The organism is Halomonas shantousis (assembly GCF_054654615.1).
In genome coordinates this window covers 1432014-1455281 of sequence record NZ_BAAIER010000002.1, presented here as the reverse complement: position 1 = coordinate 1455281, position 23268 = coordinate 1432014, and the positions used below count along the sequence as shown (strand labels likewise).

22 protein-coding genes are annotated in these 23268 nt (G+C 61.0%); 14 read left to right on the top strand and 8 right to left on the bottom strand.

Annotation, left to right across the window (positions count from 1 at the left end; genetic code table 11):
• Nucleotides 1-177 precede the first annotated feature (177 nt).
• The 5 genes from miaB (at nt 178) to lnt (ending at nt 5766) form a co-directional block, all read left to right on the top strand.
• Nucleotides 178-1527 (top strand): tRNA (N6-isopentenyl adenosine(37)-C2)-methylthiotransferase MiaB, encoded by a 1350-nt coding sequence (gene miaB / locus ACYQ12_RS07170; RefSeq protein ID WP_459869514.1) that lies wholly within the window; start codon nt 178-180, stop codon nt 1525-1527.
• Between the two features lie 107 nt (nt 1528-1634).
• Entirely contained in the window at nt 1635-2738 is a 1104-nt protein-coding gene (locus ACYQ12_RS07165; protein ID WP_459869512.1) for a PhoH family protein, read from the top strand.
• Nucleotides 2735-3214: an rRNA maturation RNase YbeY gene (gene ybeY, locus ACYQ12_RS07160; protein WP_459869510.1), complete on the top strand. Its 480-nt coding sequence runs from the start codon at nt 2735-2737 to the stop codon at nt 3212-3214. Before ACYQ12_RS07165 ends, ybeY begins: the two co-directional genes overlap by 4 nt.
• Nucleotides 3215-3293: 79 nt before the next feature.
• Nucleotides 3294-4181 carry a CorC family transporter gene (locus tag ACYQ12_RS07155; protein WP_459869508.1) on the top strand — a complete coding sequence of 296 codons (888 nt, stop codon included), beginning with the start codon at nt 3294-3296 and terminating at the stop codon, nt 4179-4181.
• Nucleotides 4182-4281: 100 nt separating this feature from the next.
• Nucleotides 4282-5766 carry an apolipoprotein N-acyltransferase gene (gene lnt, locus ACYQ12_RS07150; protein WP_459869506.1) on the top strand — a complete coding sequence of 495 codons (1485 nt, stop codon included), beginning with the start codon at nt 4282-4284 and terminating at the stop codon, nt 5764-5766.
• A 34-nt stretch (nt 5767-5800) separates the two neighbouring features.
• On the opposite strand, the gene ACYQ12_RS07145 is transcribed toward lnt, so the two are convergent.
• The gene (locus ACYQ12_RS07145; RefSeq protein ID WP_459869504.1) at nt 5801-6313 is read right to left on the bottom strand and encodes a zinc ribbon-containing protein; all 513 of its coding nucleotides are present in this window, start codon (nt 6311-6313) and stop codon (nt 5801-5803) included.
• A 227-nt stretch (nt 6314-6540) separates the two neighbouring features.
• Here ACYQ12_RS07145 and leuS point away from each other — a divergent pair, with 227 nt between their 5' ends.
• The 5 genes from leuS (at nt 6541) to ACYQ12_RS07120 (ending at nt 12208) form a co-directional block, all read left to right on the top strand.
• Entirely contained in the window at nt 6541-9123 is a 2583-nt protein-coding gene (leuS, locus tag ACYQ12_RS07140; protein WP_459869502.1) for a leucine--tRNA ligase, read from the top strand.
• A 116-nt stretch (nt 9124-9239) separates the two neighbouring features.
• A complete protein-coding gene (locus ACYQ12_RS07135) occupies nt 9240-9734 on the top strand; it encodes an LPS-assembly lipoprotein LptE (protein ID WP_459869500.1) in 495 nt (164 codons plus the stop codon).
• Nucleotides 9731-10789 (top strand): DNA polymerase III subunit delta, encoded by a 1059-nt coding sequence (gene holA, locus ACYQ12_RS07130; RefSeq protein ID WP_459869498.1) that lies wholly within the window; start codon nt 9731-9733, stop codon nt 10787-10789. Before ACYQ12_RS07135 ends, holA begins: the two co-directional genes overlap by 4 nt.
• A gap of 89 nt (nt 10790-10878) precedes the next feature.
• On the top strand, nt 10879-11319 hold the full coding sequence (locus tag ACYQ12_RS07125; RefSeq protein ID WP_459869496.1) for a DUF488 domain-containing protein: 441 nt from the start codon (nt 10879-10881) through the stop codon (nt 11317-11319).
• Nucleotides 11320-11398: 79 nt separating this feature from the next.
• Nucleotides 11399-12208, top strand: a complete 810-nt coding sequence (locus ACYQ12_RS07120; protein WP_459869494.1) for a DUF1206 domain-containing protein — start codon at nt 11399-11401, stop codon at nt 12206-12208.
• Nucleotides 12209-12315: 107 nt separating this feature from the next.
• On the opposite strand, the gene fadA is transcribed toward ACYQ12_RS07120, so the two are convergent.
• The 3 genes from fadA to ACYQ12_RS07105 all read right to left on the bottom strand — a co-directional run bounded on the left by fadA (nt 12316) and on the right by ACYQ12_RS07105 (nt 16616).
• Nucleotides 12316-13494, bottom strand: coding sequence for an acetyl-CoA C-acyltransferase FadA (gene fadA, locus ACYQ12_RS07115; protein ID WP_459869492.1), 1179 nt, complete (start codon nt 13492-13494; stop codon nt 12316-12318).
• Nucleotides 13495-13521: 27 nt separating this feature from the next.
• On the bottom strand, nt 13522-15672 hold the full coding sequence (gene fadB, locus ACYQ12_RS07110; protein WP_459869490.1) for a fatty acid oxidation complex subunit alpha FadB: 2151 nt from the start codon (nt 15670-15672) through the stop codon (nt 13522-13524).
• Nucleotides 15673-16157: 485 nt separating this feature from the next.
• A complete protein-coding gene (locus ACYQ12_RS07105) occupies nt 16158-16616 on the bottom strand; it encodes an RrF2 family transcriptional regulator (RefSeq protein ID WP_459869488.1) in 459 nt (152 codons plus the stop codon).
• Nucleotides 16617-17104: 488 nt separating this feature from the next.
• On the opposite strand from ACYQ12_RS07105, the gene slyA reads away from it, so the two are divergent.
• Nucleotides 17105-17548 (top strand): transcriptional regulator SlyA, encoded by a 444-nt coding sequence (gene slyA / locus ACYQ12_RS07100; protein ID WP_459869486.1) that lies wholly within the window; start codon nt 17105-17107, stop codon nt 17546-17548.
• An 11-nt stretch (nt 17549-17559) separates the two neighbouring features.
• Here the strand turns inward: slyA and ACYQ12_RS07095 are convergent, their stop codons facing one another.
• The gene (locus tag ACYQ12_RS07095; protein ID WP_459869484.1) at nt 17560-18090 is read right to left on the bottom strand and encodes a preprotein translocase subunit YajC; all 531 of its coding nucleotides are present in this window, start codon (nt 18088-18090) and stop codon (nt 17560-17562) included.
• Nucleotides 18091-18200: 110 nt separating this feature from the next.
• Between ACYQ12_RS07095 and ACYQ12_RS07090 the strand changes: the two genes are divergently transcribed.
• Complete coding sequence (locus tag ACYQ12_RS07090; protein ID WP_459869482.1) at nt 18201-18656, top strand: universal stress protein; 456 nt, start codon at nt 18201-18203, stop codon at nt 18654-18656.
• A gap of 44 nt (nt 18657-18700) precedes the next feature.
• On the opposite strand, the gene ACYQ12_RS07085 is transcribed toward ACYQ12_RS07090, so the two are convergent.
• Entirely contained in the window at nt 18701-20629 is a 1929-nt protein-coding gene (locus ACYQ12_RS07085; protein ID WP_459869480.1) for an ATP-binding cassette domain-containing protein, read from the bottom strand.
• Nucleotides 20630-20764: 135 nt separating this feature from the next.
• On the opposite strand from ACYQ12_RS07085, the gene ACYQ12_RS07080 reads away from it, so the two are divergent.
• Both ACYQ12_RS07080 and ACYQ12_RS07075 read left to right on the top strand, forming a co-directional pair.
• Nucleotides 20765-21622 carry a TatD family hydrolase gene (locus tag ACYQ12_RS07080; RefSeq protein ID WP_459869478.1) on the top strand — a complete coding sequence of 286 codons (858 nt, stop codon included), beginning with the start codon at nt 20765-20767 and terminating at the stop codon, nt 21620-21622.
• A 2-nt stretch (nt 21623-21624) separates the two neighbouring features.
• Nucleotides 21625-22104, top strand: a complete 480-nt coding sequence (locus tag ACYQ12_RS07075) for a hypothetical protein (RefSeq protein WP_459869476.1) — start codon at nt 21625-21627, stop codon at nt 22102-22104.
• Nucleotides 22105-22117: 13 nt separating this feature from the next.
• On the opposite strand, the gene ACYQ12_RS07070 is transcribed toward ACYQ12_RS07075, so the two are convergent.
• A complete protein-coding gene (locus tag ACYQ12_RS07070; protein WP_459869474.1) occupies nt 22118-22486 on the bottom strand; it encodes a hypothetical protein in 369 nt (122 codons plus the stop codon).
• Nucleotides 22487-22633: 147 nt separating this feature from the next.
• A complete protein-coding gene (locus ACYQ12_RS07065) occupies nt 22634-23203 on the bottom strand; it encodes an elongation factor P hydroxylase (protein WP_459869472.1) in 570 nt (189 codons plus the stop codon).
• Between the last annotated feature and the right edge of the window lie 65 nt (nt 23204-23268).

The window sequence follows — 23268 nt, the reverse complement described above, 5'->3', positions numbered from 1 at the left end:
ACAGCCCCTTTCGCCCTTGCGCTTCGGGCCTCTGATAGGGCTGGTTCCCGACGACTCTCGCCCGTATAATCGTCGGCCTTATCCCGTTCGCCGCCTGGGCACATCCCCGGGGCATAGACGTACACTCACCCCACTCAACGGACATGTCCGGCGTTCAAGCGCCGCGACGCTATCGGTATGGCGAAAAAACTCTTCATCAAGACTCACGGCTGCCAGATGAACGAGTACGATTCTGCGCGCATGGCGGATCTGCTCGGCGAATCCCACCAGATGGAACTGACCGACGACGAGCGCGAAGCCGACGTCATTCTGCTCAACACCTGCTCGATCCGCGAGAAGGCTCAGGAGAAGGTCTTCCATCAGCTCGGCCGCTGGAAAAAGCTCAAGGAGAACAAGCCGGGCCTGGTCATCGGAGTCGGTGGCTGTGTGGCCAGCCAGGAAGGCGACAACATCCGCAAACGGGCACCGCACGTCGACATGGTCTTCGGCCCCCAGACGCTGCACCGCGTCCCGGCCATGCTCGACACCCGCAACCGCAGCGCCGAGCCGATCTCCGTGGTCGATGTGACCTTTCCCGAGATCGAAAAGTTCGACCATCTGCCCAAGCCCTCTTCGGATGGCGCCACGGCGTTCGTCTCGATCATGGAGGGCTGCTCGAAGTACTGCACGTTCTGCGTGGTGCCCTATACCCGTGGCGAAGAGGTTTCACGCCCCTTCGAGGCGGTCATGGAAGAGGTTATCCACCTCGCCGACCAGGGCGTGCGCGAAATCAACCTGCTGGGACAGAACGTCAATGCCTACCGCGGCCTGAATCAGTTGGGCGACGAGATCGATCTCGCCGAGCTGATCAGTTGCGTGGCGGCCGTCGACGGTATCGACCGCATCCGCTTTACCACCTCACATCCGGTAGAGTTCTCCGATAGCCTGATCGAGGCTTACGGCGAGATACCCGAACTGGTCAGCCACCTGCACTTGCCGGTGCAGTCCGGTTCCGACCGGATCCTGGCAGCCATGAAGCGCGGCCATACCCGTGACGAATACATCGCCAAGATGGAGCGTATCCGCACACTACGCCCCGATATCAGCTTCTCGTCGGACTTCATCATCGGCTTTCCCGGCGAAACCGAACAGGACTTCATGGACACCATGGACCTGATTCAGCGGATCGGCTTCGACGCCTCGTTCAGTTTCGTCTACTCCGCACGTCCCGGCACGCCGGCAGCGCAGCTCGAAGACGAAACGCCGGAAGCGGTCAAGAAGCAGCGCCTGGCGATTCTTCAGGAGCGTATCAACCAGCAGGTCATGCAGATCAGCCGACGCATGGTGGGCAACGTCGAGCGCATCCTGGTGACCGGCTTCGCCCCCAAGGACCCCGGCCAGCTCTCCGGACGCACCGAAAACAACCGGGTGGTCAATTTTCGCGCTCCCAACCCGACCGACCTGATCGGTCACTTCGTCGATGTCGAGATCACCGAGGCTCTGCCCCACTCGCTACGCGGCGAACTCGCCTCACCCGCGCTATATTGATCGTGACAGGCCGGTTCTGAAACGGGCTTGGCCCAGACGACGATTGCCCCGGTCCACGCCGGGGCAGTAAGCTGGTCATTCACTCGCAACGCACGGACTCCTACGACTTGAGCCAGAACAGTTCTCAGGCACATCGCATCCTCACTTTGACTCTCGAGCCCAACGACCCCATGCGGCTGGCCAATCTCTGCGGTCAGCAGGACGAGCATCTCAAGCTCGTCGAGTCCCGTCTGGGCGTTACCCTGCGCAACCGCGGCAACACCTTCCAGCTCGCCGGCCCCGGCCCACGCGTCAAGGCAGCGGCCAACGTTCTCGAGCATCTCTATCGCGAAGCGGAAGCCAGCGACCTGATGCCGGATACGGTACACCTGTTCCTTCAGGAATCGGGACTTGAGGCCCTCGAAGAGGAGGATGGACAGGACGACGGTGAAGCCGGCGGCGTCATCCTGCGCACGCCTCGCGCATTGATCAAGCCCCGCGGGCTCAACCAGCAGAGCTACGTCACCAGCATTCGCAAGCACGACATCAATTTCGGCATCGGCCCGGCGGGGACCGGCAAGACCTACCTGGCCGTCGCCGCTGCCGTCGAGGCACTCAACCAGCAGGAGGTCCGTCGCATCCTGCTGGTGCGCCCGGCAGTCGAGGCCGGCGAGAAGCTCGGCTTCCTGCCGGGGGATCTGGCCCAGAAGATCGATCCCTATCTGCGCCCGCTCTATGACGCCCTGTACGAGATGCTCGGCTTCGAGCAGGTCGGCAAGCTGATCGAGCGTCAGGTCATCGAGGTGGCACCGCTGGCCTACATGCGCGGTCGTACGCTCAACAATGCCTTCATCATTCTCGACGAGAGCCAGAACACCACGCGCGAGCAGATGAAGATGTTCCTCACGCGTATCGGTTTCGGCTCCACGGCGGTGATCACCGGCGACGTCACCCAGGTCGACCTGCCGCGCGGTTCCAGTTCAGGTCTGATCCATGTCCTTGATGTGCTCAAGGAAACGCCGGGGATCGGCATCACTCACTTCGCATCGAAGGATGTGGTCCGTCATCCCCTGGTCCAGCGCATCATCGAGGCCTACGACGTGTTCGAGGCCGCCGAGGAGGAGCAGACCCGCCAGCGCAAGCTGGAGCGCGAACAGGCCCGCCGCGAGGAGCAGGCGCGCCGTGACGCGGCCAACGGGCTCGCGCCGCGCCAGGATGACGCTTCGTCATGAACGCCAGCACCGAAATCGACCGCCAGGTCGCGGTCGATGACGATAGCGCCGCTCTGCTGCCTGCCCAGGCCGATCTTGAGGCCTGGGTGGGCGTCGTACTGGCCATTCATCCGGACGAGGCGCGATGCGAGCTGACGATTCGCTTCGTCGAGCCTGACGAGAGCCAGGCGCTCAATCGCGACTATCGCCACAAGGACAAGCCCACCAATGTGCTCTCCTTCCCCTTCGAGGCGCCTCCGGGGCTGGAGCTGCCCTTGCTGGGCGATCTGGTGATCTGCCATGCCGTGGTATCACGCGAGGCCCACGAGCAGGGCAAGCCGTTATTGCACCACTACGCCCATATGGTCATTCACGGCTGCTTGCATTTGCTGGGTTACGACCATATAGATGATGAGGAAGCCGAGGAGATGGAAACTGTGGAGCGCGAGCTCCTCGAGACTCTCGGTATCGCCGACCCCTATGCGCCAGATGACTGATGCGACAGGCAAACGATGCGAAGTTGCGTGACGGCCTGCCTATCTGCGCCATCCACCATGAGGACATGAGACCAGACGCATGAGCGAAGACCGATCGAGCGGCCAGGGCAACAAGTCCTGGCTCGACAAATTGTTCAGCGCCTTCTCCAGCGATTCCGATGAACCCAGCTCCCGCGACGAGCTGCTGACCTTTCTGCGTGAAGCCGGCGCGCGCCTGCGACTCGATCAGGATGCCCTGACCATTATCGAAGGCGCCTTTCAGATCAGCGATCAGCAGGCGCGTGAGGTCATGATCCCCCGCTCCCAGGTGGCCGCGATCCCTGTCAATCAGCGCCCCGAAGACTGCCTGCCCATCATTCTCGAAACCGCGCATTCCCGTTACCCCGTGATCGGCGAGAATCTGGACGAGGTGATCGGTGTGCTGCTGGTCAAGGATCTGCTTCCGTTGCTCAAGGCCGGCCCGAAGGAGCGCGAGACGTTCCAGCTACGCGATGTGCTGCGTCCCGCCATGTTCATTCCGGAATCCAAACGCCTGAACAGTCTGCTCAAGGAGTTTCGCGACACGCACAACCACATGGCCATCGTGGTGGACGAGTACGGCGGAACGGCAGGCATCGTCACCATCGAAGACATTCTCGAGCAGATCGTCGGCGATATCGAGGATGAACACGATATCGACGAGGACGACGACATCCGCAACCTTGGCGATGGTGTCTACGCCATTCGTGCCCTGACGCCGATCGAGGATTTCAACGAGCGCTTCGACACCGAATTCTCCGACGAGGAGTTCGATACCGTCGGTGGACTGGTCATGCAACGCTTCGGCCACCTGCCGCGCCGCAACGAATATGCCGATCTCGGTGAATGGCGCTTCACTGTCCTCAATGCCGACAATCGCCGCATTCGCCTGCTTCAGGCCTCGCGGATTCCCGACGAGGAGCTTCAGCTCGATCCCCAGCACGAATGATCCGCATCGTTCATACCGTATTCCGTTACGATATCTCTAAGCGCTTTTCCCGCCGCACCGGGGATCTGGTATAAGGGGCACGACTGTCAAGGAGTGCCCTATGCGTCGCGCATCACTGAATTATTCTCCCCTCTGGGTGGGACACATCGCCGCTCTACTGGCGGGCGTATTGACCACTCTAACCTTTGCGCCCTTCTCGCTCTGGTGGCTCGGCCCGGTTGCCGTGGCGCTGACCTATGTGGGCCTGCATCGGATATCGCCGGCTCAGGCGGCTTTGCGCGGCTGGAGTTATGGTCTCGGCCTGTTCGGTTCCGGCACCTCCTGGATCTATGTCTCGATCCACGACTACGGCTATACCGGCGTCCCGCTGGCCGTGTTTCTCACCGCGCTACTGGCCGCTACGCTGGCCCTGTTCCCGGCTGTCACCTTCGGGCTCTATCGCCGCCTGTTCGGTCCACGCCTGGCCTTTCTCACCTTTGCCGGCGCCTGGGTGCTGGGCGAGGTGCTGCGCACCTACCTGTTTACCGGCTTCCCCTGGCTGCTGCTCGGCAGTGCACATATCGACTCCCCACTGGCCTCGTGGGCCCCGGTGGGGGGTGTCTACCTGCTGTCATTGATCACCGCGCTGACCGGCACCCTGGGTGTGGAGCTGCTGAGACGTCGCTGGTGGTGCGCCATCCCGATCGCCACGCTGTGGGCTACGGCGGCGCTGCTACCCACCCAGTGGACCACCCCTACCGGAGAGCCCGCCCGGGTGGCCTTGCTGCAGGGCAACCTCCCGCAGTTGAGCAAGTGGACGACGGAAGGCCAGCGCGCGGCGGCCAACACCTACACGACACTGACCCGGCAACAGGCCGATGATGTGGATCTGATCGTCTGGCCGGAAACCGCACTGCCCATGCTCGATCAGGAAGCCCGGCCCGTTCTGGAGCGTCTGCAGGCGACCCTGGCGCCTGACACCGCGCTGTTGACCGGCATCGTTCAGCGCGACGCCGACGGCCGTTACTACAACGCGGTGATCGGCGTCGGCAACATGCAGGGAGAGTATCGCAAGGAGCACCTGGTACCGTTCGGTGAATATCTACCGCTGGAAGGCCTGCTGCGTGGCGTCATCGCCTTCTTCGATCTGCCCATGTCGAGCTTCTCGTCCGGCACCGCCAATCCCCGCCCGCTGCGCGCCGGCGAAGTGAACCTGGGTATCGCCATCTGTTACGAGATCATCTATCCCGACCTAGTGGCCAGGCGTGCCCGGAAGGCCGATGTGCTGCTGACAGTCTCCAACGATACCTGGTTCGGCCGCTCCATCGGCCCGCTGCAGCATCTGCAGATGGCGCGGCTGCGGGCCAGGGAGAACGGCCGCTACGTGTTGCGCGCCACCAGCAATGGCGTCACGGCGATCATCGATCCGCTCGGCCGGGTGACCGCACGCGCGCCACAATTCGAAACCGCCAGCGTGGTCGGCGATGTGCATGCCATGGCGGGCGTTACACCGTTCACCCGCACCGGTAGCTGGCCGACCTGGCTATTGGCTGCCCTGTTGATGGTTCCCGGATTACGCAGGCCCCGCTCTGCGCGGCACTCCTGAGCGATTGCGCGGCGCGGCGGCACGATCGAAGCCATCACGCCGCCGATATGCGCTCGAAATAGCGATGCCCGCACTGATGACAAGGCTCCAGGCGGGTAACACTCTCGAGTACGACCGGGGCGCCGCAATGCACGCAAGTCATGCGCCCCGGTACGGCGATTTCACCCTCGACGTAATCGGCACGCGAGGCTTCCAGGTCATCGGTGAGCTGTTCCCGCTCGATCACGCTGCGATCGGCCACCGACAGCAGCGCGTCGACGACGCGGCGCGACAGGACCTCCAGATCGATGCCCAGCCAGCTGGCCACTCCCGAGCCGCCTGCGGCCAGGTAGCGGCGTAGATCCCGCAGGTCACGCTCGACCCAGGCACGCAACAACGCCAGCTCATCCTTGGAAAACTCCTCGAACTCGGCCTCGAACTCCACCGCCTCATCCAGTTCGCGCTGCAGTCCCTCCCAGGAAAGCTCGTCTGCGCCTCCCTCCAGGCGTGACAGCATGCGTTCGTAGGCGTCACGCAACCGATGTTCCCGCTCCTGCCGTTCGCTCATCGCTTTCTCCTTACCCGATACTGAACCTGAATGGCGCCCCTACCTGCCGGGACAGGTCTAGGGTATGCTTGTGGGCCAATCGAATCACTGACCCAGCCCGCTTTTTTACGCTCTCCAACGCGGACAGACTGGGAATTATCGCACCGGCGATGGCCGGGCTCCCATACCAGGGGCGAGCCGTCATCGTCAAACAGCCAAAGCCGAACGCAAGGTGCCAGACGAAACCGATGGATGCACAGTACACGCCCCACGTCATCGAACAAGCCGCCCAGCAATACTGGGACAAGAACCAGTGCTTCAAGGCCATAGAGGATGCGACACGCGAGAAGTTCTACTGCCTGTCGATGTTCCCCTACCCCAGCGGCAAACTGCACATGGGGCATGTGCGCAACTACACCATCGGCGACGTGATTTCCCGCTTCCAGCGCATGCAAGGCAAGAACGTCCTACAACCCATGGGCTGGGACGCCTTCGGCATGCCGGCGGAAAACGCCGCGATCAAGAACCGTGTCGCACCGGGCGCCTGGACCTACGATAACATCGATTACATGCGCAGCCAGCTCAAGGCGCTGGGCTTCGCCTATGACTGGAGCCGCGAATTCGCGACCTGCGACGTCGACTATTACCGCTGGGAGCAATGGTTCTTCGCCAAGCTGGTCGACAAGGGGCTGGTCTACAAGAAGATGTCCACGGTCAACTGGGATCCGGTGGATCAGACCGTGCTCGCCAACGAACAGGTCATCGATGGTCGTGGCTGGCGTAGCGGTGCGCGGGTCGAACGCAAGGAAATCCCGCTCTGGTTCCTGAAGATCACCGACTATGCCGAAGAGCTGCTTGCGGACCTCGACAAAGTCGACTGGCCCGAGCAGGTCAAGACCATGCAGCGCAACTGGATCGGCAAGTCCAAGGGCGTGGAGCTGGTCTTCGCCGTCGCCGGCCACAATGACCGGCTGAGCGTCTACACCACGCGCCCCGACACCCTGCTGGGCGTGACCTATGTCGGCGTGGCCGCCGGGCATCCGCTGGCGCGTGCCGCCGCCGAGAACGACCCGGCGATGGCGGAATTCCTGGTCGAGTGCGCCCAGGGCGGCAGTTCCGAGGCCGAGCTGGCCACCATGGAGAAGCGCGGCATGGACACCGGCTTTCGAGCCGTGCATCCATTGACCGGACGCGAGGTCCCCATCTACGTGGCCAACTTCGTGCTCATGGAATACGGCACGGGGGCTGTCATGGCGGTCCCGGCCCACGACCAGCGCGACTGGGAATTCGCGACCAAGTACGGTCTGCCCATCGAGCCGGTGATCGCCAGCGAGAGCGGCGAGGCCCCTGATCTGTCCGAGGGCGCTTATACCGAGCATGGGCGTCTGATCAATTCCGGTGAGTTCGATGGCCTCGAGTTTCAAGCGGCCTTCGACGCCATCGCCGCCAAGCTCGAGTCCCTGGGGTGCGGTGAGGTGAAGATCAACTTCCGGCTGCGCGACTGGGGCGTGGCACGCCAGCGCTACTGGGGGGCACCGATTCCGGTCAAGTACGGCCCCGAGGGGCAGACCGTGCCGCTTTCCGACGAGGAACTGCCGGTCGAACTGCCGCTCGAGGTCGAAGTCGACGCCTCCGGCTCGCCTCTCAAGAAGATGCCGGCATTCTACGATCTGGGTGACGGCTGGACCCGCGAAACCGATACCTTCGACACCTTCATGGAGTCCTCGTGGTACTACGCGCGGTTCTGCTGCGCCGACAACATGGAGGCCATGCTCGACGAGCGCGCCAAGTACTGGCTTCCGGTCGATCTGTATATCGGCGGTATCGAACACGCCATTCTGCACCTGCTCTATGCCCGCTTCTTTCACAAGCTGATGCGCGACTTCGGTCTGGTCGACTGCGACGAGCCATTTCAACGCCTGCTTACCCAGGGCATGGTCATTGCCGAGACCTTCTACCGCGCTAGCGAAGATGGCGGCAAGGACTGGTTCAACCCCGCCGATGTCGAAGTCAAGCGCGACGAGAAGGGACGCCCGGTCAGTGCGGTGCTGGCAAGTGACGGACGACCGGTGGAGATGGGCGGCATCGAGAAGATGTCCAAGTCGAAGAATAACGGCGTCGATCCGCAGTCGATGATCGACCGCTTCGGTGCCGACACCGTGCGCCTGTTCATGATGTTCGCCGCCCCACCGGAACAGTCCCTGGAGTGGTCGGACTCTGGCGTCGAGGGCGCCAGCCGCTTCCTCAAGCGTCTGTGGCGCCTGGTGGCCGAGCATCTTGCTGCCGGCACCCCAGCGGCACTCGATGTCGCCGCACTGAATGATGACCAGAAGGCGCTACGCCGCAAGACCCACGAGACCATCAGCAAGGCCAGTGACGACATCGGTCGGCGTACCACCTTCAACACGGCGATTGCTGCCGTAATGGAACTGAGCAACGCGCTCGGCCGCTTCCAGAGCGAAAGCGACAATGCCTCGCCGCAGGACCTGGCCGTGGCACGCGAAGCAGTGGAGGCCTGTGTCCTGCTGCTCTCTCCGATCACGCCGCATGCCTGCCATGCTCTATGGGCGGAACTCGGCCACGCCGACCCGATCGTCGATGCCCCCTGGCCGGTGGCCGACGACTCGGCCATGGTCAAGGACAGCCTGGAGTTGGTGGTGCAGGTCAACGGCAAGGTACGTGCACGTCTCGAGGTGGCCGCGTCCGCGAGCAAGCAGGAGATCGAAGCCCAGGCCATGGCCAACGAGAACGTCCAGCGCCACATCGAAGGCAAGAACGTGCGCAAGGTGATCGTCGTGCCCGGCAAGCTGGTCAATATCGTCGCCAACTGATCCGGCTCCTCAGGGACAGGTATTCGTTCCTCGGGAGGCAAGCCATGCCGTCGTGTCGGGCCGGCATGGCATCGTTCCATTTTTCGGCCACGGGCCGGGACTGCTAGGAGGCTTGCGTGAAACGCCGCACTTTCCTGCTTCACTCACTGAGCCTGGCCACAAGCGCAATGCTGTTGTCCGGTTGCGGTTTCCACCTTCGCGGCCTGGGCGCCTCGACGCAGACGCTGCCGGCCTTGGATCTGGAGGGCGACGTCTCTCCTCTGACCGACACTGTAGTCACGGCACTGGAGCGCTCGGGAGCCCGTCTCGACGAGCAGGCTGCCATACGTGTCAATCTCGGTGAGGAGCAGATCATCCAGCAGCGACTCACCAGCAACGATACCGGTAGCCAGGAGAGGCGCCTGATATTGCGGGCGCCCTTCTCCGTGCAGCGCGTGGCTGACGGCGCCTATCTGCTCGATCAGCAGTGGCTGGAAGTCTCGAACACGGTGCTCGTCAGCGACGAGAACCTGCTGGCCCGCGATGACCAGTTGGAAGACGCCATCCATCAATTACGTCAGGAAGCGGCCCGCCAGCTCGTCGAACGCCTGAGAGCTCTCCAAGCCTCATGAAAGTCTTTCCCGACAAGCTTCCCGAGGCCTTGGCCAAGCGTCTCTCGCCTATCATCATCGTGGCGGGCGACGAGCCCTTGATCCACATGGAAGCCTGCGATGCCGTACGTGTGGCGGCCCGGCAGAAAGGTATCGAGGAGCGTGAAGTCCTGCATGTCGAGAACGGCTTCCAATGGGGCCGGCTCACCGAGTCCGCCGCCAGCCTTTCGCTATTCGCCAGCGCCAAGTTGATCGAACTCCGCCTGGGTGGGCAATCCCCCGGCCAGGAAGGGGGCAAGGTACTCGAAGCCTACGCGGAGCAGGCCAAGGATAGCGACAATGTATTGCTGATCAGTGCAGCCCGGCTCGACCGCAAGATCCAGACCAGCAAATGGTTCAAGGCACTGGACAAGATCGGGCTCTTCGTACCGGTATGGCCGGTGGATCATCAGCGCCTGGGCTTCTGGATGCGCGATCGCGCTACGCGTCACGGGCTTCAGCTCGACATGGATGCCGCCCGCCTACTCGGTGAGCGCACCGAGGGCAACCTGCTTGCCGCCGACCAGGAGCTGCAGAAGCTGGCGCTGATGATGCCCCCGGGCGCCAGGCTCAATACCGACGCCATCGCCAATGGGGTGGAGGACAGCGCTCGCTATGATGTCTTTACGCTTGCCGAGGCATGCCTGCTAGGCGAGCGTGAACGGGTATCCCGCATCATGCGGGGTCTGCGCGGTGAAGGTATCGAAGCCCCCGTGGTGCTCTGGGCCCTGACCCGCGAACTGCGTATCCTGCTTTCCCTGTATCAGCATCTCGACCAGGGCCAGAGCCTGGAACACGCCTGCAAGGCGCAGCGCCCCATGATTCCCGACAAACGCCGCCCCGCCTACCAGCAGGCGCTCAATCGCCTACCCCACCGCCGGATGCACAAGTTACTGCTGTTCTCACAGCGCATCGATCTGGCGGTCAAGGGCACCCACGCTCTGCCCGTCTGGGAAGCGCTCCATGATCTGGCCCTGACCCTGGCCGGTGGCCGCGGCATGCTTGCCGAAATGCCTTACGCGTATCAGATCGCCTGATGTCGCCATCTGCATCATGGCTACCTGCCCGAAGCGACAGGATCGTCTAGACTGATCAAGAAGGTAGCGTTCCAAGGAAGGATTTCCGCATGCCCTACGATATCGTGCTCAAGCGAATTTACAGTGAAGCCGATCCCCATGACGGGTCCCGTGTACTCGTGGATCGTCTTTGGCCGCGCGGTAAACGCCGTGACAATCTGATGCTTACCGACTGGTATCGCGATGCCAGCCCTTCCAATGTCTTGCGCCGCCAATGGCACCAGAGCGAGATCGGTGACGGTGTTTTCGCACGTCGCTACCGCTGGGAGATCGAGGAGGCTGCGGATTGCCTGCTGCCGCTGATGCGCTGGGCTCGACAGGGGCGCTTGACCCTTCTCAGTGCCGCGCGCGATCTGGAGAATTCTCACCTTCCCATCCTGCGTCAGGCCATTCTCGATGCCCTGGCCAAGGAAGACCTCGACGCCACCGGCCATGAGGTCAGCTCCCCTCCCTGCTATGCCTCGACATTCAGTGAGCGGACAAGCAGTTGAGCTTGCACGTTGAGCTGCGTCGCTCAGGGTGAAGGCAATTCATTTTATTTATAGTCTGCCGGACTCGGAAGGAGTATTTGTGGCAAATACAACGGCTGAGGAAATGGGTATTCCCGCCAAGTTCAGTTGGATCGCACGTCTGGGTTATGCCGCTCGTGGTGTCGTCTATTTTCTGGTAGGAGGCCTTGCCCTGTGGTCCGCCTTCGCTCCCGGCGGCAAGACGACCGATTCGAAGGGTGCGTTGACGGTTCTCATCGATGAGCCCTTCGGCCAGACCTGTCTGGCGCTGATCGGTGCAGGACTTGTCGGCTACTCGCTGTGGCGTTTCGTACAGGGGATCGCCGATGCCGATCACCATGGCTGGAGTGCCAAGGCGGTGATCATTCGTGCTTCCCTGATCATCAGCGGACTCATTCACCTCTCTCTCGCTCTGACCGCCTTCCGGCTGGTAATGGGCAATCCGCAGCAGAGCAGCGAAGGAAATCAGGGCTGGACCGCACAACTGATGCAGCATGAGTGGGGGCGCTGGTTAGTGGCCCTCATCGGCATCGCCGTGGTTGCCGCAGGACTCGCCCAGGGAATCAAGGGTTGGCGGGCAACATTCATGAAGCATTTCAAGGTCAGCCGGAACCGGCTGGGCACGATCTGTCATATCTGTCGCTTCGGACTGCTGGCCAAGGGCCTGGTCTTCGGCATGATCGGGCTCTTTCTGATCAGCGCCGCCTTTCACTATGACTCATCCGAAGCCAAGGGACTCGCGGGAGTCTTCGATGCCCTGCGTACGCAGCCCTATGGCACGGTACTGCTCGTCATCGTCTCGCTGGGGCTGTTGAGCTTTGCCGTCTACAGCTTTATCGAAGCGCGCTATCGGCGCGTCGAATCCCCTTGAGCGCAATTGAATTCCACTGACAGGCACATTGTCGCAATACATGAACGCGGCGCATCAAGCGCCGCGTTCATGTTTCTGCTTAAGTTCGACCAGTTATCACAGCCGTGTTATTTCAGCCGTTCGAAAACTGTCGCAACCCCTTGCCCCATGCCGATACACATGGTGGCCAGGCCGATCTGGGTATCCTGCTGGCGCATCACGTTGAGCAGCGTGGTGCAGATGCGTGCCCCGGAACAACCCAACGGGTGACCCAGTGCAATGGCACCGCCATTGAGGTTGACCATCTCATCCATTCTATCGAGCAGCTTCAGATCCTTGAGTACCGGTAGCGACTGCGCGGCAAAGGCCTCGTTGAGTTCGACGGACTGGATATCCTCGATCTTCAATCCTGCAGCCTTGAGGGCCTTCTTGGTGGCCGGCACCGGGCCGTACCCCATGATCGAAGCATCACAGCCGGCCACACCGGTCGAGAGGATGCGCGCGATGGGCTCCAGCCCCATTGCCTGGGCACGCTCGTAGCTCATGACCGCCATCGCCGACGCCCCTACCGACAGGGCTGAAGACGTACCCGCGGTAACCGTACCGTTACGCGGATCGAACACCGGGCGCAGTGAGCCCATCGTTTCCATGCTGGCTTCGGGGCGCACCACCTCATCGTGCTGGATCAGAGCACGGAAGCTGCGCTCGTCATGCCCTTCGATCCCCACGATCTCGTTGTCGAAGTGGCCGTTCTGATTGGCCGCCCAGGCACGCTGATGCGAGCGAACCCCAAACGCATCCTGATCCTCGCGGGAGATGCCATGCATCTTGCCCAACAGCTCGGCTGTCAGGCCCATCATCATGGCAGCCTTGGCGGCATGTTTGCTCGCGGCCGGATTGACATCGACGCCATGGGTCATGGGCACATGTTCCATGTGCTCCACGCCACCGATGACATAGAAGTCGCCCATGCCGGCCTTGATGTTAGCTGCAGCGATGTGCAGCGCACTCATCGACGAGCCGCAAAGCCGATTGACGGTCTGCGCAGGCACGGTGTTGGGGATGCCGGTCATGATCGCCGCGTTACGGGCGATGTTCATGGCCTGCTCCAGGGTCTGGTTGACGCAGCCCCAGATGACGTCGTCGACTTCGGCCGGGTTCAGGCCGGCATTGCGATCAAACAGTGCCTGCATGACTGCAGCAGACAGATTTTCGGCGCGCACATTACGAAAGGCGCCGTTCTTGGCCTTGGCCATGGCAGTACGTACGCCGTCGACCACCACGATGTCTCTCGGATTCAGACTCATTCCTAATCTCCTGTTGCGGGGCCGGGGTCAGGCGTAGAAACGCGTGCCGTTGTTGGCCATCTCGCGCAGCTTGTCGGTCGGGCGATAGAGCGGGCCAAGTTCGTCGGCGAGACGATCCGCCAGCGTAACGAACTCGGAAACGCCCATGGCATCGATGTAGCGCAGTGCACCGCCTCGGAACGGAGGGAAACCGATGCCATAGATCAGTGCCATGTCAGCTTCGGCGGGAGTTCCCACGATCCCATCCTCAAGACAGCGCACGGTCTCCATGCACAACGGCACCATCATGCGCGCGATAATCTCTTCATCGGAGAATTCCCGATTCTCCCTGGTCACCGGCTTGATCAGCTCATAGGCCTGGTCGTCGCTCACCTTCTTGGGCTTGCCCTTGCGGTCTTCCTCGTACAGATAGAAGCCCTTGCCATTCTTCTGGCCCAGACGCTGGTTGTCATACATGATCTCGATCGCCGTCTTGCCTTCGCGCGCCATGCGATCGGGGAAGCCCTCGGCCATGACATCATTGGCATGCACAGCGGTATCCATGCCCACCACGTCGAGCAGGTAAGCCGGACCCATCGGCCAGCCGAACTTCTCCATCACCTTGTCGATACGCTGGAAGTCGGCCCCCTGCTCTACCAGGAAGCTGAATCCGCCGAAGTAGGGAAACAGCACGCGATTGACCAGGAACCCCGGGCAATCGTTGACCACGATAGGCGTCTTGCCCATCTTGCGGGCGTAGGCCACGGTCGCGGCGACGGCGGCATCCGAGGTCTTTTCGCCACGGATAACCTCTACCAGCGGCATACGATGCACCGGATTGAAGAAGTGCATGCCGCAGAAATTCTCGGGGCGCTTGAGATGGGTCGCCAGGCGATTGATGGAAATCGTCGAGGTGTTGGAAGCCAGAATGGCATTCTCGCCGACACACTCCTCCACTTCCCTGAGCACCGCATCCTTGATCTTGGGGTTCTCGACCACTGCTTCGACCACCAGATCCACATCGGCGAAGTCACCGTAGGAGAGCGTGGGACGAATGTTGGACAGGGCCTCGGCCATCTTGGCGGTATTCATCTTGCCGCGCTCGACCTGCTTGGAAAGCAGCTTGCGGGCTTCCTTGAGACCCAGTTGGATCGCCTCCTCCTTGATATCCTTCATCAGGATCGGCGTTCCCTTGTAGGCGCTCTGGTAGGCGATGCCGCCACCCATGATGCCCGCGCCGAGCACGGCCGTCTTGTTGACGGCTGCCGCCTGTTTCTCGTACTGGCCGCCCTTCTTCTTGACGAGCTGATCATTGAGGAACAGGCCGACCAGATTGAAGCACACTTCGGTCTTGGCCAGCTTGGCGAAGCCCTTGGCCTCGATGGCCTGAGCCTTTTCGCGCCCTTCTCCGGCCCCTTTCTGGATTACCTTGATGGCTTCGACCGGCGCGGGGTAATGCGGACCCGCCTTGCCGGCCACGAATCCCTTGGCAGTCTCGAAAGCCATCATCTGCTCGATCGCATTGAGCTTGAGCGGAGCCTTCTTCTCCTCACGGCGTGCCTGATAATCCAGCTCGCCGGCGTTGGCACGCTTGAGGATGTCGAGCGCCGCTGCCTCGAGCTGCTCGCCTGGCACTACGGCATCCACCGCCCCCATCTTGAGAGCGGCGTCGGCCCGGTTCTCGGTTCCTCCGGCGATCCACTCGATGGCGTTGTCAGCGCCTATCACGCGAGGCAGGCGGACACAGCCACCCCAGCCGGGAAGAATGCCCAGCTTGGTTTCCGGTAGTCCGACCTTGGCGCGATCGCTCATGACCCGGAAATCAGTCGCCAGCGTCACTTCGAAACCACCTCCCAGCGCCATGCCGTTAATGGCCGTAGCCGTTGGGAACGGCAGGTCTTCGATGGCATTGAACAGGGCATGAACCGTCATGTTCATCTCGACGAGTGACGCTTCGTCCTTGGCGAACATGGCGTGGAATTCGGTGATATCGGCGCCGACGATGAACACGTCCTTGCCGCTGGTGATTAATAATCCCTTGAGTCCGCTTTCGGCACGAACGGCCTTGACCGCCTCTTCCAGCTCAGCGATGACGGCGCTGGACATTTTGTTGACGGATTCGCCCTGCAGGTCGAAGGTCAGCGTGGCGATATCGTCGCCGTTCTTCGCCACCGAAATGGCATTGCCTTGGTAAATCATCCAGGAATCTCCACGCGGTTGGTGGTTGGAACCTTGCGATGCCGGATTTCACTCCGCAACGCAACGTACCGGCCAGATACGGGTCGGCCGCGATCGCATGCCAACCAGGTTCATACAAGCGTTTGAATACGCGTCAGCTTGCGTCAGGAGACTGCCCGCGTCAAGTGCCACCAAGGTAGCGCATGGTCGAGTCATCAGGGCAAATCAGGCCGACACGCCCTTACTTTATACCTCACATTGCTCGACAGGACTGTGAACGGGAAAATGAGCCTGCTTGACCGGTTCTTGTTCCGATCGCCACGATGCTGGCAAGCCGATCCGCAATCAAGAGCGGCCGACACGGTGAGCTGCGCCGGCAGAGGAATGTCTAGCCGACGTCGGCAGGCACGAATGCATCGTCTGGTCGAGCGAACTGACACTAGAGTGAAAGGGGTACCGCAGCATTAGGATTCGATACGTGGCGCTCGCTGTCGCGAAGCCGGCATTCATTCCACTTCCAGGTTGACCAGCTCGATTCCCAACAAGCCACTCAACCGTGCCTGATGGCGGGAGTGAACGATATCGGCCAGAGTGTAACGATCCAGAACCTCCAGAAAGGCCCTGAGCGCTTCCGCCAGCATCGGCTTGAGTGCACATACCGGAGTGATCACGCATTCGTTCTGGGCGCGAAAGCATTCGACCAGCAGCATGTCCGGCTCGGTTTCGCGAACCAGGGCACCGATATTGATCTCTTCCGCGGGCCTGGCGAGCCGGATCCCTCCATTCTTGCCTCTTACGGACTCGACGTATCCCCCTAGCGTCAGTTGATGCACCACCTTCATCAAATGGTTCTTGGAAATCTCGTAACTGTCCGCCACGGACTGGATGGTCGATAACTCCCGCCCCTGGGCATTGAGGTAGATCAGTACCCGCAAGGCATAGTCGGTATAACGTGTGATGTGCATTTCGCTTCCGCCCCTTGGATCCCATCAGATAAATGACTGCCGTATCAGCAGCTCGCCTCATGGGACACGGAGAAAATATGAGGTGTGACCTGCCGCGTCCTCGTCATGTGGATGGAAGGTCGCTTTCCTTGAACCACTGCTGGTTCACCCCCTTCCATCATCGCTTCTCCCACCTTTTCTGCGCTGACGCAAGTCAAAAAATCATTTTACATACATGTTATGTTCCGTTGCCACTTCTTCTCAGCCACATACGGCGCCTGGCTCAGCCCGGTGGCGCTTTCAAGTCGCTACCGCACCGGTTGTACCCGGACGGTCTCCTTATTCAGAAAATGCGCAACTTTGCGGACGTTCGATACCATAGTCGGTGAAATGGGTCTCTCTGCTGGCAGGCATCGAACAGGAAAGTTAACATGCTATACAGCACTTAACTCGTATCGCGCACTACGTGTTCGGAAAATTATTCTTATTCATCGATAACCCGGAGCGTCATGCACAAGGATATAGGATTCAAACTCACTCGATTGCCACGCATGTGGCGTGCCATCATTGATGAACGGCTGGCACCGCTGGGACTGACTCAGACACGTTGGGTCACGCTGTATCATTTATGGCGCATGGGTGATGGCCAGCCGCAATGCGACTTGGCTCGAGCCATCGGTGTCGAGGCGCCGTCATTGGTACGCACGCTTGACCAATTGGCCGAGCAGGGACTGATCGAGCGTCGGCCGGGCGCCGAGGACCGCCGCACCAAACGCGTCTTTCTCACGACTCGCGCCACACCGCTTCTGCAGGAAATCGAGACGATTGTCGACCAGGTTCGTCAGGAAATGCTCGAAGGACTGAGTCAGGAGGACATCAGCACACTCGATGGCCTGTTGACCCGTATCGAGCGCAACGTCTTGCGACTGCAATCTCGCGACACGCCTGCGTAGCGTCGGTCGGATCATTCCCGGCGAGCGGAGAGGCGGCTCGCTGTAGCGCTTCGCCCGCTGCCGGCAAGGAGCGTCATGAGTGCCTGCATCTGGGTGATCATGGCCCCAGCCGCTTCGGGCTCGAGCGATTCTCCCCACCATAAGGTCAGGGATCTACTGCTCGACTCGAGTAGCAGGGCGTCTTCGGGCAGGTCATCGAGCGTAGCTGCCACTGCCTTTCGTCTGCGGGAATCGATAGGCGGCAACGGTGCCTGACGCCAGCGCCAACCTGACGTGAACGTCTCCAACTGTTCGCTGGCAACAGCGTTGCGGACCGCCACGAACTTGGCACCGGGCGTCGCCTGCGGGTAATACCATCGATAAGCCACCACTCCTCCCGGCGCATTGGCCAACGGAGGATTCTCGAATCTGACTTCCGTGCCGCGCGCCTTCGCTTCCTGGCGCACCGTACCGAGACGAGACTCACGCCGACTGGGGCGAAGCCATAGGACTGGCGACAGCATCACCAGCATGGCGAACAGGATAATCAGAAAAAGCTTCATCTAACGTTGTGCCTTCGTTGACTGAAATCATGCTTCGTTGATGTAGAGCGTTGTCGTATGCGGCCGTCACGCCTAGAGTGGAGGCATCATCCTTCAACGGGAGAAGGCCCATGAGTAGTGAATATCAACATGTCCTGGTCGCGGTCGACCTGACCAAGGATTCCTACAAAGTGCTTGAACGTGCCATTCCCATCGCACGTCGCAATGATGCCAAGCTATCGATCATACATACACTCGAACCCTTGGGCTTCGCCTACGGCGGCGACATCCCCATGGATCTCACCAGCATCCAGGATCAGCTCGACGAGCACGCCAAGCAACGTCTGGCCGAGATCGCCGATCCCTACGACGTGGCGCGCGAAGACCAGTATGTCGTGGTGGGCATGCCGGATACCGAGATCCATCGTTTTGCCGAAAAGCATGATGTCGATCTGATCGTGGTCGGCTCCCACGGACGCCATGGCTTTGCTCTGCTGCTGGGATCCACCTCGACGGGTGTATTGCATGGCGCCCGTTGCGACGTACTCGCGGTACGTGTCGGCAAGGAGGGTGAAACGGCAGAATGACACGCGGGAAGCGTCGGTGAGCCTAACGGCTCGCCGACGTCGCTTCAGTCTTCCCCTTCGGCCATGGCCTCGAGTTCCATCCAGCGCTCCATCGCCGCATCCAGCTCGGCCTGCTTTGCCGTCAAGGCATCCAGTGTGCGGGCAATGGTGTCGCCATCCTGCTGGTAGAAGGTCGAAGCGCCCATCTCCGCCTCGAACGTTGCAATCTCGCTCTCCAGCGATTCGATGACCGAAGGCAGCATGTCAAGCTCACGTTGAAGCTTGTAGGACAACTTGGCTCTCTTTCTGACCGTTTCCACCGGTGCAGCGTCATGCGATTCTGACAAGGTCTCCGCGGCCTTGGGGAGGTTGCGCCCCTTTCTCCCCTCGATTTCTCCGGGTGCAGGCGGCAGTTTTCCACCCTGACGGATCCAGTCCGAATAGCCCCCGACATACTCGCGCACACGTCCCTCCCCCTCGAAGGCCAGCACGCCGGTCACGACATTGTCCATGAAGGCGCGATCGTGGGAAACCAACAGCAGTGTGCCGTCGAAGTCGAGCAACAGCTCTTCGAGCAGCTCGAGCGTCTCGACATCCAGATCGTTGGTCGGCTCATCCAGCACCAGGACATTGGCGGGCTGTGTGAACAGCTTCGCCAGCAACAGACGATTGGATTCTCCTCCGGATAACGCCCTGACCGGCTGCCGGGCACGCTCGGGGGTGAACAGGAAATCCTGCAGGTAGCTCATGACGTGCTTGTCCTTGCCTCCGACAGTCACGCGATCGCTGCCCTGAGCGACGTTGTCGTATACCGTACGGTCAGGCTCCAGCCCGGCACGCAGCTGATCGAAGTAGGCGATCGACAGGTTGGTCCCCAGGCGCACTTCCCCTTCGGTCGGCTCGAGCTGCCCCAGCAATATCTTGAGCAGCGTGGTCTTGCCGGCCCCGTTACGGCCAATCAAGCCAATTCGGTCTCCCCGCTGAATTTCGAGATTCAGATCGCGAATGACCCATTCGTCACCATAGCGCTGACTGACGCCCTTGAGCTCGACGACACGCTTGCCGCTGCGCTCTCCGCTATCGACCGACAACGATGCTCGGCCCAGGCGCTCGCGACGCTGGGCGCGCTCGACCCGCAACTGCTCCAGAGCCCTGACCCGGCCTTCGTTACGTGTGCGCCTCGCCTTGATACCTTGGCGAATCCAGGCCTCTTCCTGGGCAAGCTTCTTGTCGAACTCGGCCCGTTCTCGCGCTTCGACTTCCAGCTCGTGAGCTTTCTGTTCCTGGTACTTTGCATATTCGCCGGGATAACGGCCCAGACGCCCCCGGTCGAGCTCCAGAATCGCGGTTGCCAGACGTGACAGAAAGGCCCGGTCGTGAGTGATGAACAGCACGGCTCCGTTGAAAGCCAGCAACTGCTCCTCAAGCCAGGTAATGGTGTCGAGATCGAGATGGTTAGTGGGCTCGTCAAGCAGCAGCAGATCCGGCTCCGACACCAGTGCTCGAGCCAACGCCACGCGACGACGCCATCCACCGGACAAACCACTCATCAGCGTGTCGGCAGGCAACCCAAGGCGGGTCAGCACCGTATCGATACGCTGATGAAACGACCACCCATCAATCGCCTCGAGCCGAGTCTGCAACTGCTCGAGACGCCTCATGTCCGGCGCCTCACTCATGATCAGATGATGATATTCGGCCAACAGCTCACCAGCCTGCGGCAGTCCCTCGGCCACGACATCAAAGATGGTCTGTCCCGTCGCCTCCGGCAGTTCCTGGGCCAGTACGCCGATCTTGAGTCCCGGGGCCCGCCAGACATTGCCTCCATCAGGCAGAATTTCGCCCGAAACCAGCCGCAGCAGAGTAGACTTGCCGGTCCCGTTGCGCCCCACCAGGGCCAGACGCTCGCCTTTCTCCAGTACCAGGTCTGCCCCATCCAGCAAGACATGCGTTCCATAGGCCAGCTGCAGTTGTTCCAGACGTAACAGTGTCACCCGTGACTACCTCATATCGAGTTTTGCCAATCCCACAGTGTAACGCATGGCCTGCTCGTTATGCCGCTGGTTACAATAGTTTGTATCGAGGGCTTGTCGCTCAACCATGAATCTCTACTGTCAAAGGATCTCTTCGTGACCGGACGCGATACCCCTGCCAGCGAAGCTCTGCCCGAAGCGTTACGCTTCCGCTCGCCGGCCCCCCTGGTCGATATCGGCGCCAACCTGACTCATGAGAGCTTCGCTCATGACCTCGATGCCGTTCTTGACCGTGCCCGCATCGCCGGCGTAGCCACCCTCATCCTGACCGGAACCGACCTGATTCACGCCGAGCAGGCCCTGGCGCTGAGCCAGACCCACGAAGGGCTGTATGCCACCGCCGGCGTTCACCCCCACGAGGCCAGCCAGTGGAACGCCTCTCTCGAAGCCGCCATGCGAGATCTTCACCGACAGCCCCATGTAGTCGCCGTCGGTGAGTGTGGGCTCGATTTCAATCGCAACTTTTCCACGCCTCATGCCCAGGAGCAGGCCTTCGAAGCTCAACTTCAACTTGCCGCCGAGAGCCGTCTGCCGCTGTTCCTGCATGAACGCGATGCGGGGCGGCGCATGCAGGAAATGCTCAGGGCCTGGCGTGACGATATCGGCGACGCTGTCATTCACTGCTTTACCGGCGAGCGTGACACTCTGTTCGGTTACCTGGATCTCGATCTGCATATCGGCTTGACAGGATGGCTATGTGACGAGCGGCGTGGACACCATTTGCGTGAACTGGTCGGTGATATTCCTGCCCACCGCTTGATGGTGGAAACGGACTGCCCCTATTTGCTGCCGCGCAATCTACCCGCCAAGCTCAAGGGACGGCGCCATGAGCCGGCCCTGCTACCCTGGATCGTGCGTGAAATCGCGCACTGGCGCGGTGAAGAGGAGAGTGATATCGCCACCGTCACCACCCAGACCGCGAGGCGTTTCTTCCGCCTCGACGAGGAGACCTGAAAATGTCCGACTTTCCTGGTTTTATCGCTATCGAGACTGGTGATGACAATGCGCTACCGGTTGCCATTGCATGGGCCCTGCCCAATGGCCAGATCAAGCATACCCTGATTCAGCCTGACGATAGCTGGCTGGATGAGGAACTGCTCCAGTTGGGGGATTACAGTCTCGAGGAGCTACGTAGCTTCGGAGTGAGTCCTCTGGACGTGTTGCGCGAGTTGGAAGGCGATCACTACAGTGCCACGCTTTACACGGCGGGTATCAACAATGAAGAAGCCGCGCTTTCGCTGCTGTTCGACGACTATGGCGTCGATCCTTTCATCGAACTCGCGCCTGCCGAGACACTCTATCCGGACATCGAGCCCCTGGATTGGGCCCGGGCGCGTGGTGAGCTGTTTGCAGAGCTGGGGCTGGAACCCATGCGTCCGGACCATGAAGTGCAGGTCATGCTCTATTTGCATCAGCGCCTGTCGAACACGACCTGAGGACAATCAGGGATCAGGGATCCTCGACGCCATGCTTGCGCGCCCGGCGGCGGCCCATGTAAGCCATGAATCCGCCAACGGCAACGGTCAGCATGAAAGCGATGTTGGAAGTGCTCGACAGCAGCGCGCCTATCACTCCCACGATAGTCAACGCCAGTCCGACCCCAGGGCGAAGCGCAAAGAACGCAGCGACGCCCAGGATCAGCGCCAGGATCGCCACCAGCAGTTCAAGCCAGCCCAGGCCAACGCCCGTGACGGTCTCGCGGGCAGCGTCCTGTTCCACTCCTCCCGCCACGCCACTCATGTAGAGCGCAGTGCCTGCAGTGAAAATGGCAAATAGCGAAGCAAGCACCGCCAGGATGGCTCCGATTCGGTGTAACATGATGTCCTCCTTGGACCGGGTTTCCTAACCGACCGAAACTATCGGTCGCCCTCTTTCACCTTGGAATATTCCTGCCAGATTGCAAGCCGATGGCTGAAGCATTGCGGATGACCTTCGTTACGCCAAACGCTTGCAGCTCTCTTTATATTAAACCTGCTTTATCTTTTCATTGACCCTCATCAAGGCGAGCTGTCCCCGTGAAACGGCTTGGGCAAGCGTGAGCCGATCGCGAAAGAAGGCCTGCAACGCTTGTCTGAAAGCTTCGGCCCGGTCCGGCAACCCCTCCCGCCGATAACGCTCGGCACGCGCCTCCACCTGAACACGAAAGGCCTCTCGATCGACCTCCACCTCGCCCAGGTTATCGACACTGACGTGAAAACGCAGTCCACATGCCTGGCAGAAGAGCAGTTCCAGGGCCTGAGGGGCCACTTCCACCTTCTCGAAAGCTCGCTGTCGAGCAGCATCCCGACCATCCGGCTCGTACCAGTAACCGTAATCCTCCAACTGACGACGACGAGCGCCGGCAATACACCAATGGCTGACTTCATGCAGCGCGCTGGAGAAAAACCCTCGGGCAAAGATCACCTGATGCCATTCGCTTTCGCTCGAGGCAGGTAGATATAGCGGTTCATCCCCGCCCCGGACCAGACGAGTATGGTAAGTGTTCTGAAAAAGACCATCGAACAGGGCGATGGCATCGTCGATGTGATGTGTCACGCGACCTCCTCTCTGCGGCTTGGCATTATAGCGATGCGGATAGTGCCGCAGCACAGTACGTCACG

Bases quoted from the DNA above. Each gene is read 5' to 3' on its own strand.
- ACYQ12_RS07095 (WP_459869484.1), bottom strand. From the start codon at position 18,090: ATGAAGCTTTTTCTGATTATCCTGTTCGCCATGCTGGTGATGCTGTCG.
- holA (WP_459869498.1), top strand. From the start codon at position 9,731: ATGAAAGTCTTTCCCGACAAGCTTCCCGAGGCCTTGGCCAAGCGTCTC.
- ACYQ12_RS07070 (WP_459869474.1), bottom strand. From the start codon at position 22,486: ATGTTACACCGAATCGGAGCCATCCTGGCGGTGCTTGCTTCGCTATTT.
- fadB (WP_459869490.1), bottom strand. From the start codon at position 15,672: ATGATTTACCAAGGCAATGCCATTTCGGTGGCGAAGAACGGCGACGAT.
- miaB (WP_459869514.1), top strand. From the start codon at position 178: ATGGCGAAAAAACTCTTCATCAAGACTCACGGCTGCCAGATGAACGAG.
- ACYQ12_RS07145 (WP_459869504.1), bottom strand. From the start codon at position 6,313: ATGAGCGAACGGCAGGAGCGGGAACATCGGTTGCGTGACGCCTACGAA.
- ybeY (WP_459869510.1), top strand. From the start codon at position 2,735: ATGAACGCCAGCACCGAAATCGACCGCCAGGTCGCGGTCGATGACGAT.
- lnt (WP_459869506.1), top strand. From the start codon at position 4,282: ATGCGTCGCGCATCACTGAATTATTCTCCCCTCTGGGTGGGACACATC.
- slyA (WP_459869486.1), top strand. From the start codon at position 17,105: ATGCACAAGGATATAGGATTCAAACTCACTCGATTGCCACGCATGTGG.
- ACYQ12_RS07075 (WP_459869476.1), top strand. From the start codon at position 21,625: ATGTCCGACTTTCCTGGTTTTATCGCTATCGAGACTGGTGATGACAAT.
- ACYQ12_RS07155 (WP_459869508.1), top strand. From the start codon at position 3,294: ATGAGCGAAGACCGATCGAGCGGCCAGGGCAACAAGTCCTGGCTCGAC.
- fadA (WP_459869492.1), bottom strand. From the start codon at position 13,494: ATGAGTCTGAATCCGAGAGACATCGTGGTGGTCGACGGCGTACGTACT.
- leuS (WP_459869502.1), top strand. From the start codon at position 6,541: ATGGATGCACAGTACACGCCCCACGTCATCGAACAAGCCGCCCAGCAA.
- ACYQ12_RS07125 (WP_459869496.1), top strand. From the start codon at position 10,879: ATGCCCTACGATATCGTGCTCAAGCGAATTTACAGTGAAGCCGATCCC.
- ACYQ12_RS07105 (WP_459869488.1), bottom strand. From the start codon at position 16,616: ATGCACATCACACGTTATACCGACTATGCCTTGCGGGTACTGATCTAC.
- ACYQ12_RS07090 (WP_459869482.1), top strand. From the start codon at position 18,201: ATGAGTAGTGAATATCAACATGTCCTGGTCGCGGTCGACCTGACCAAG.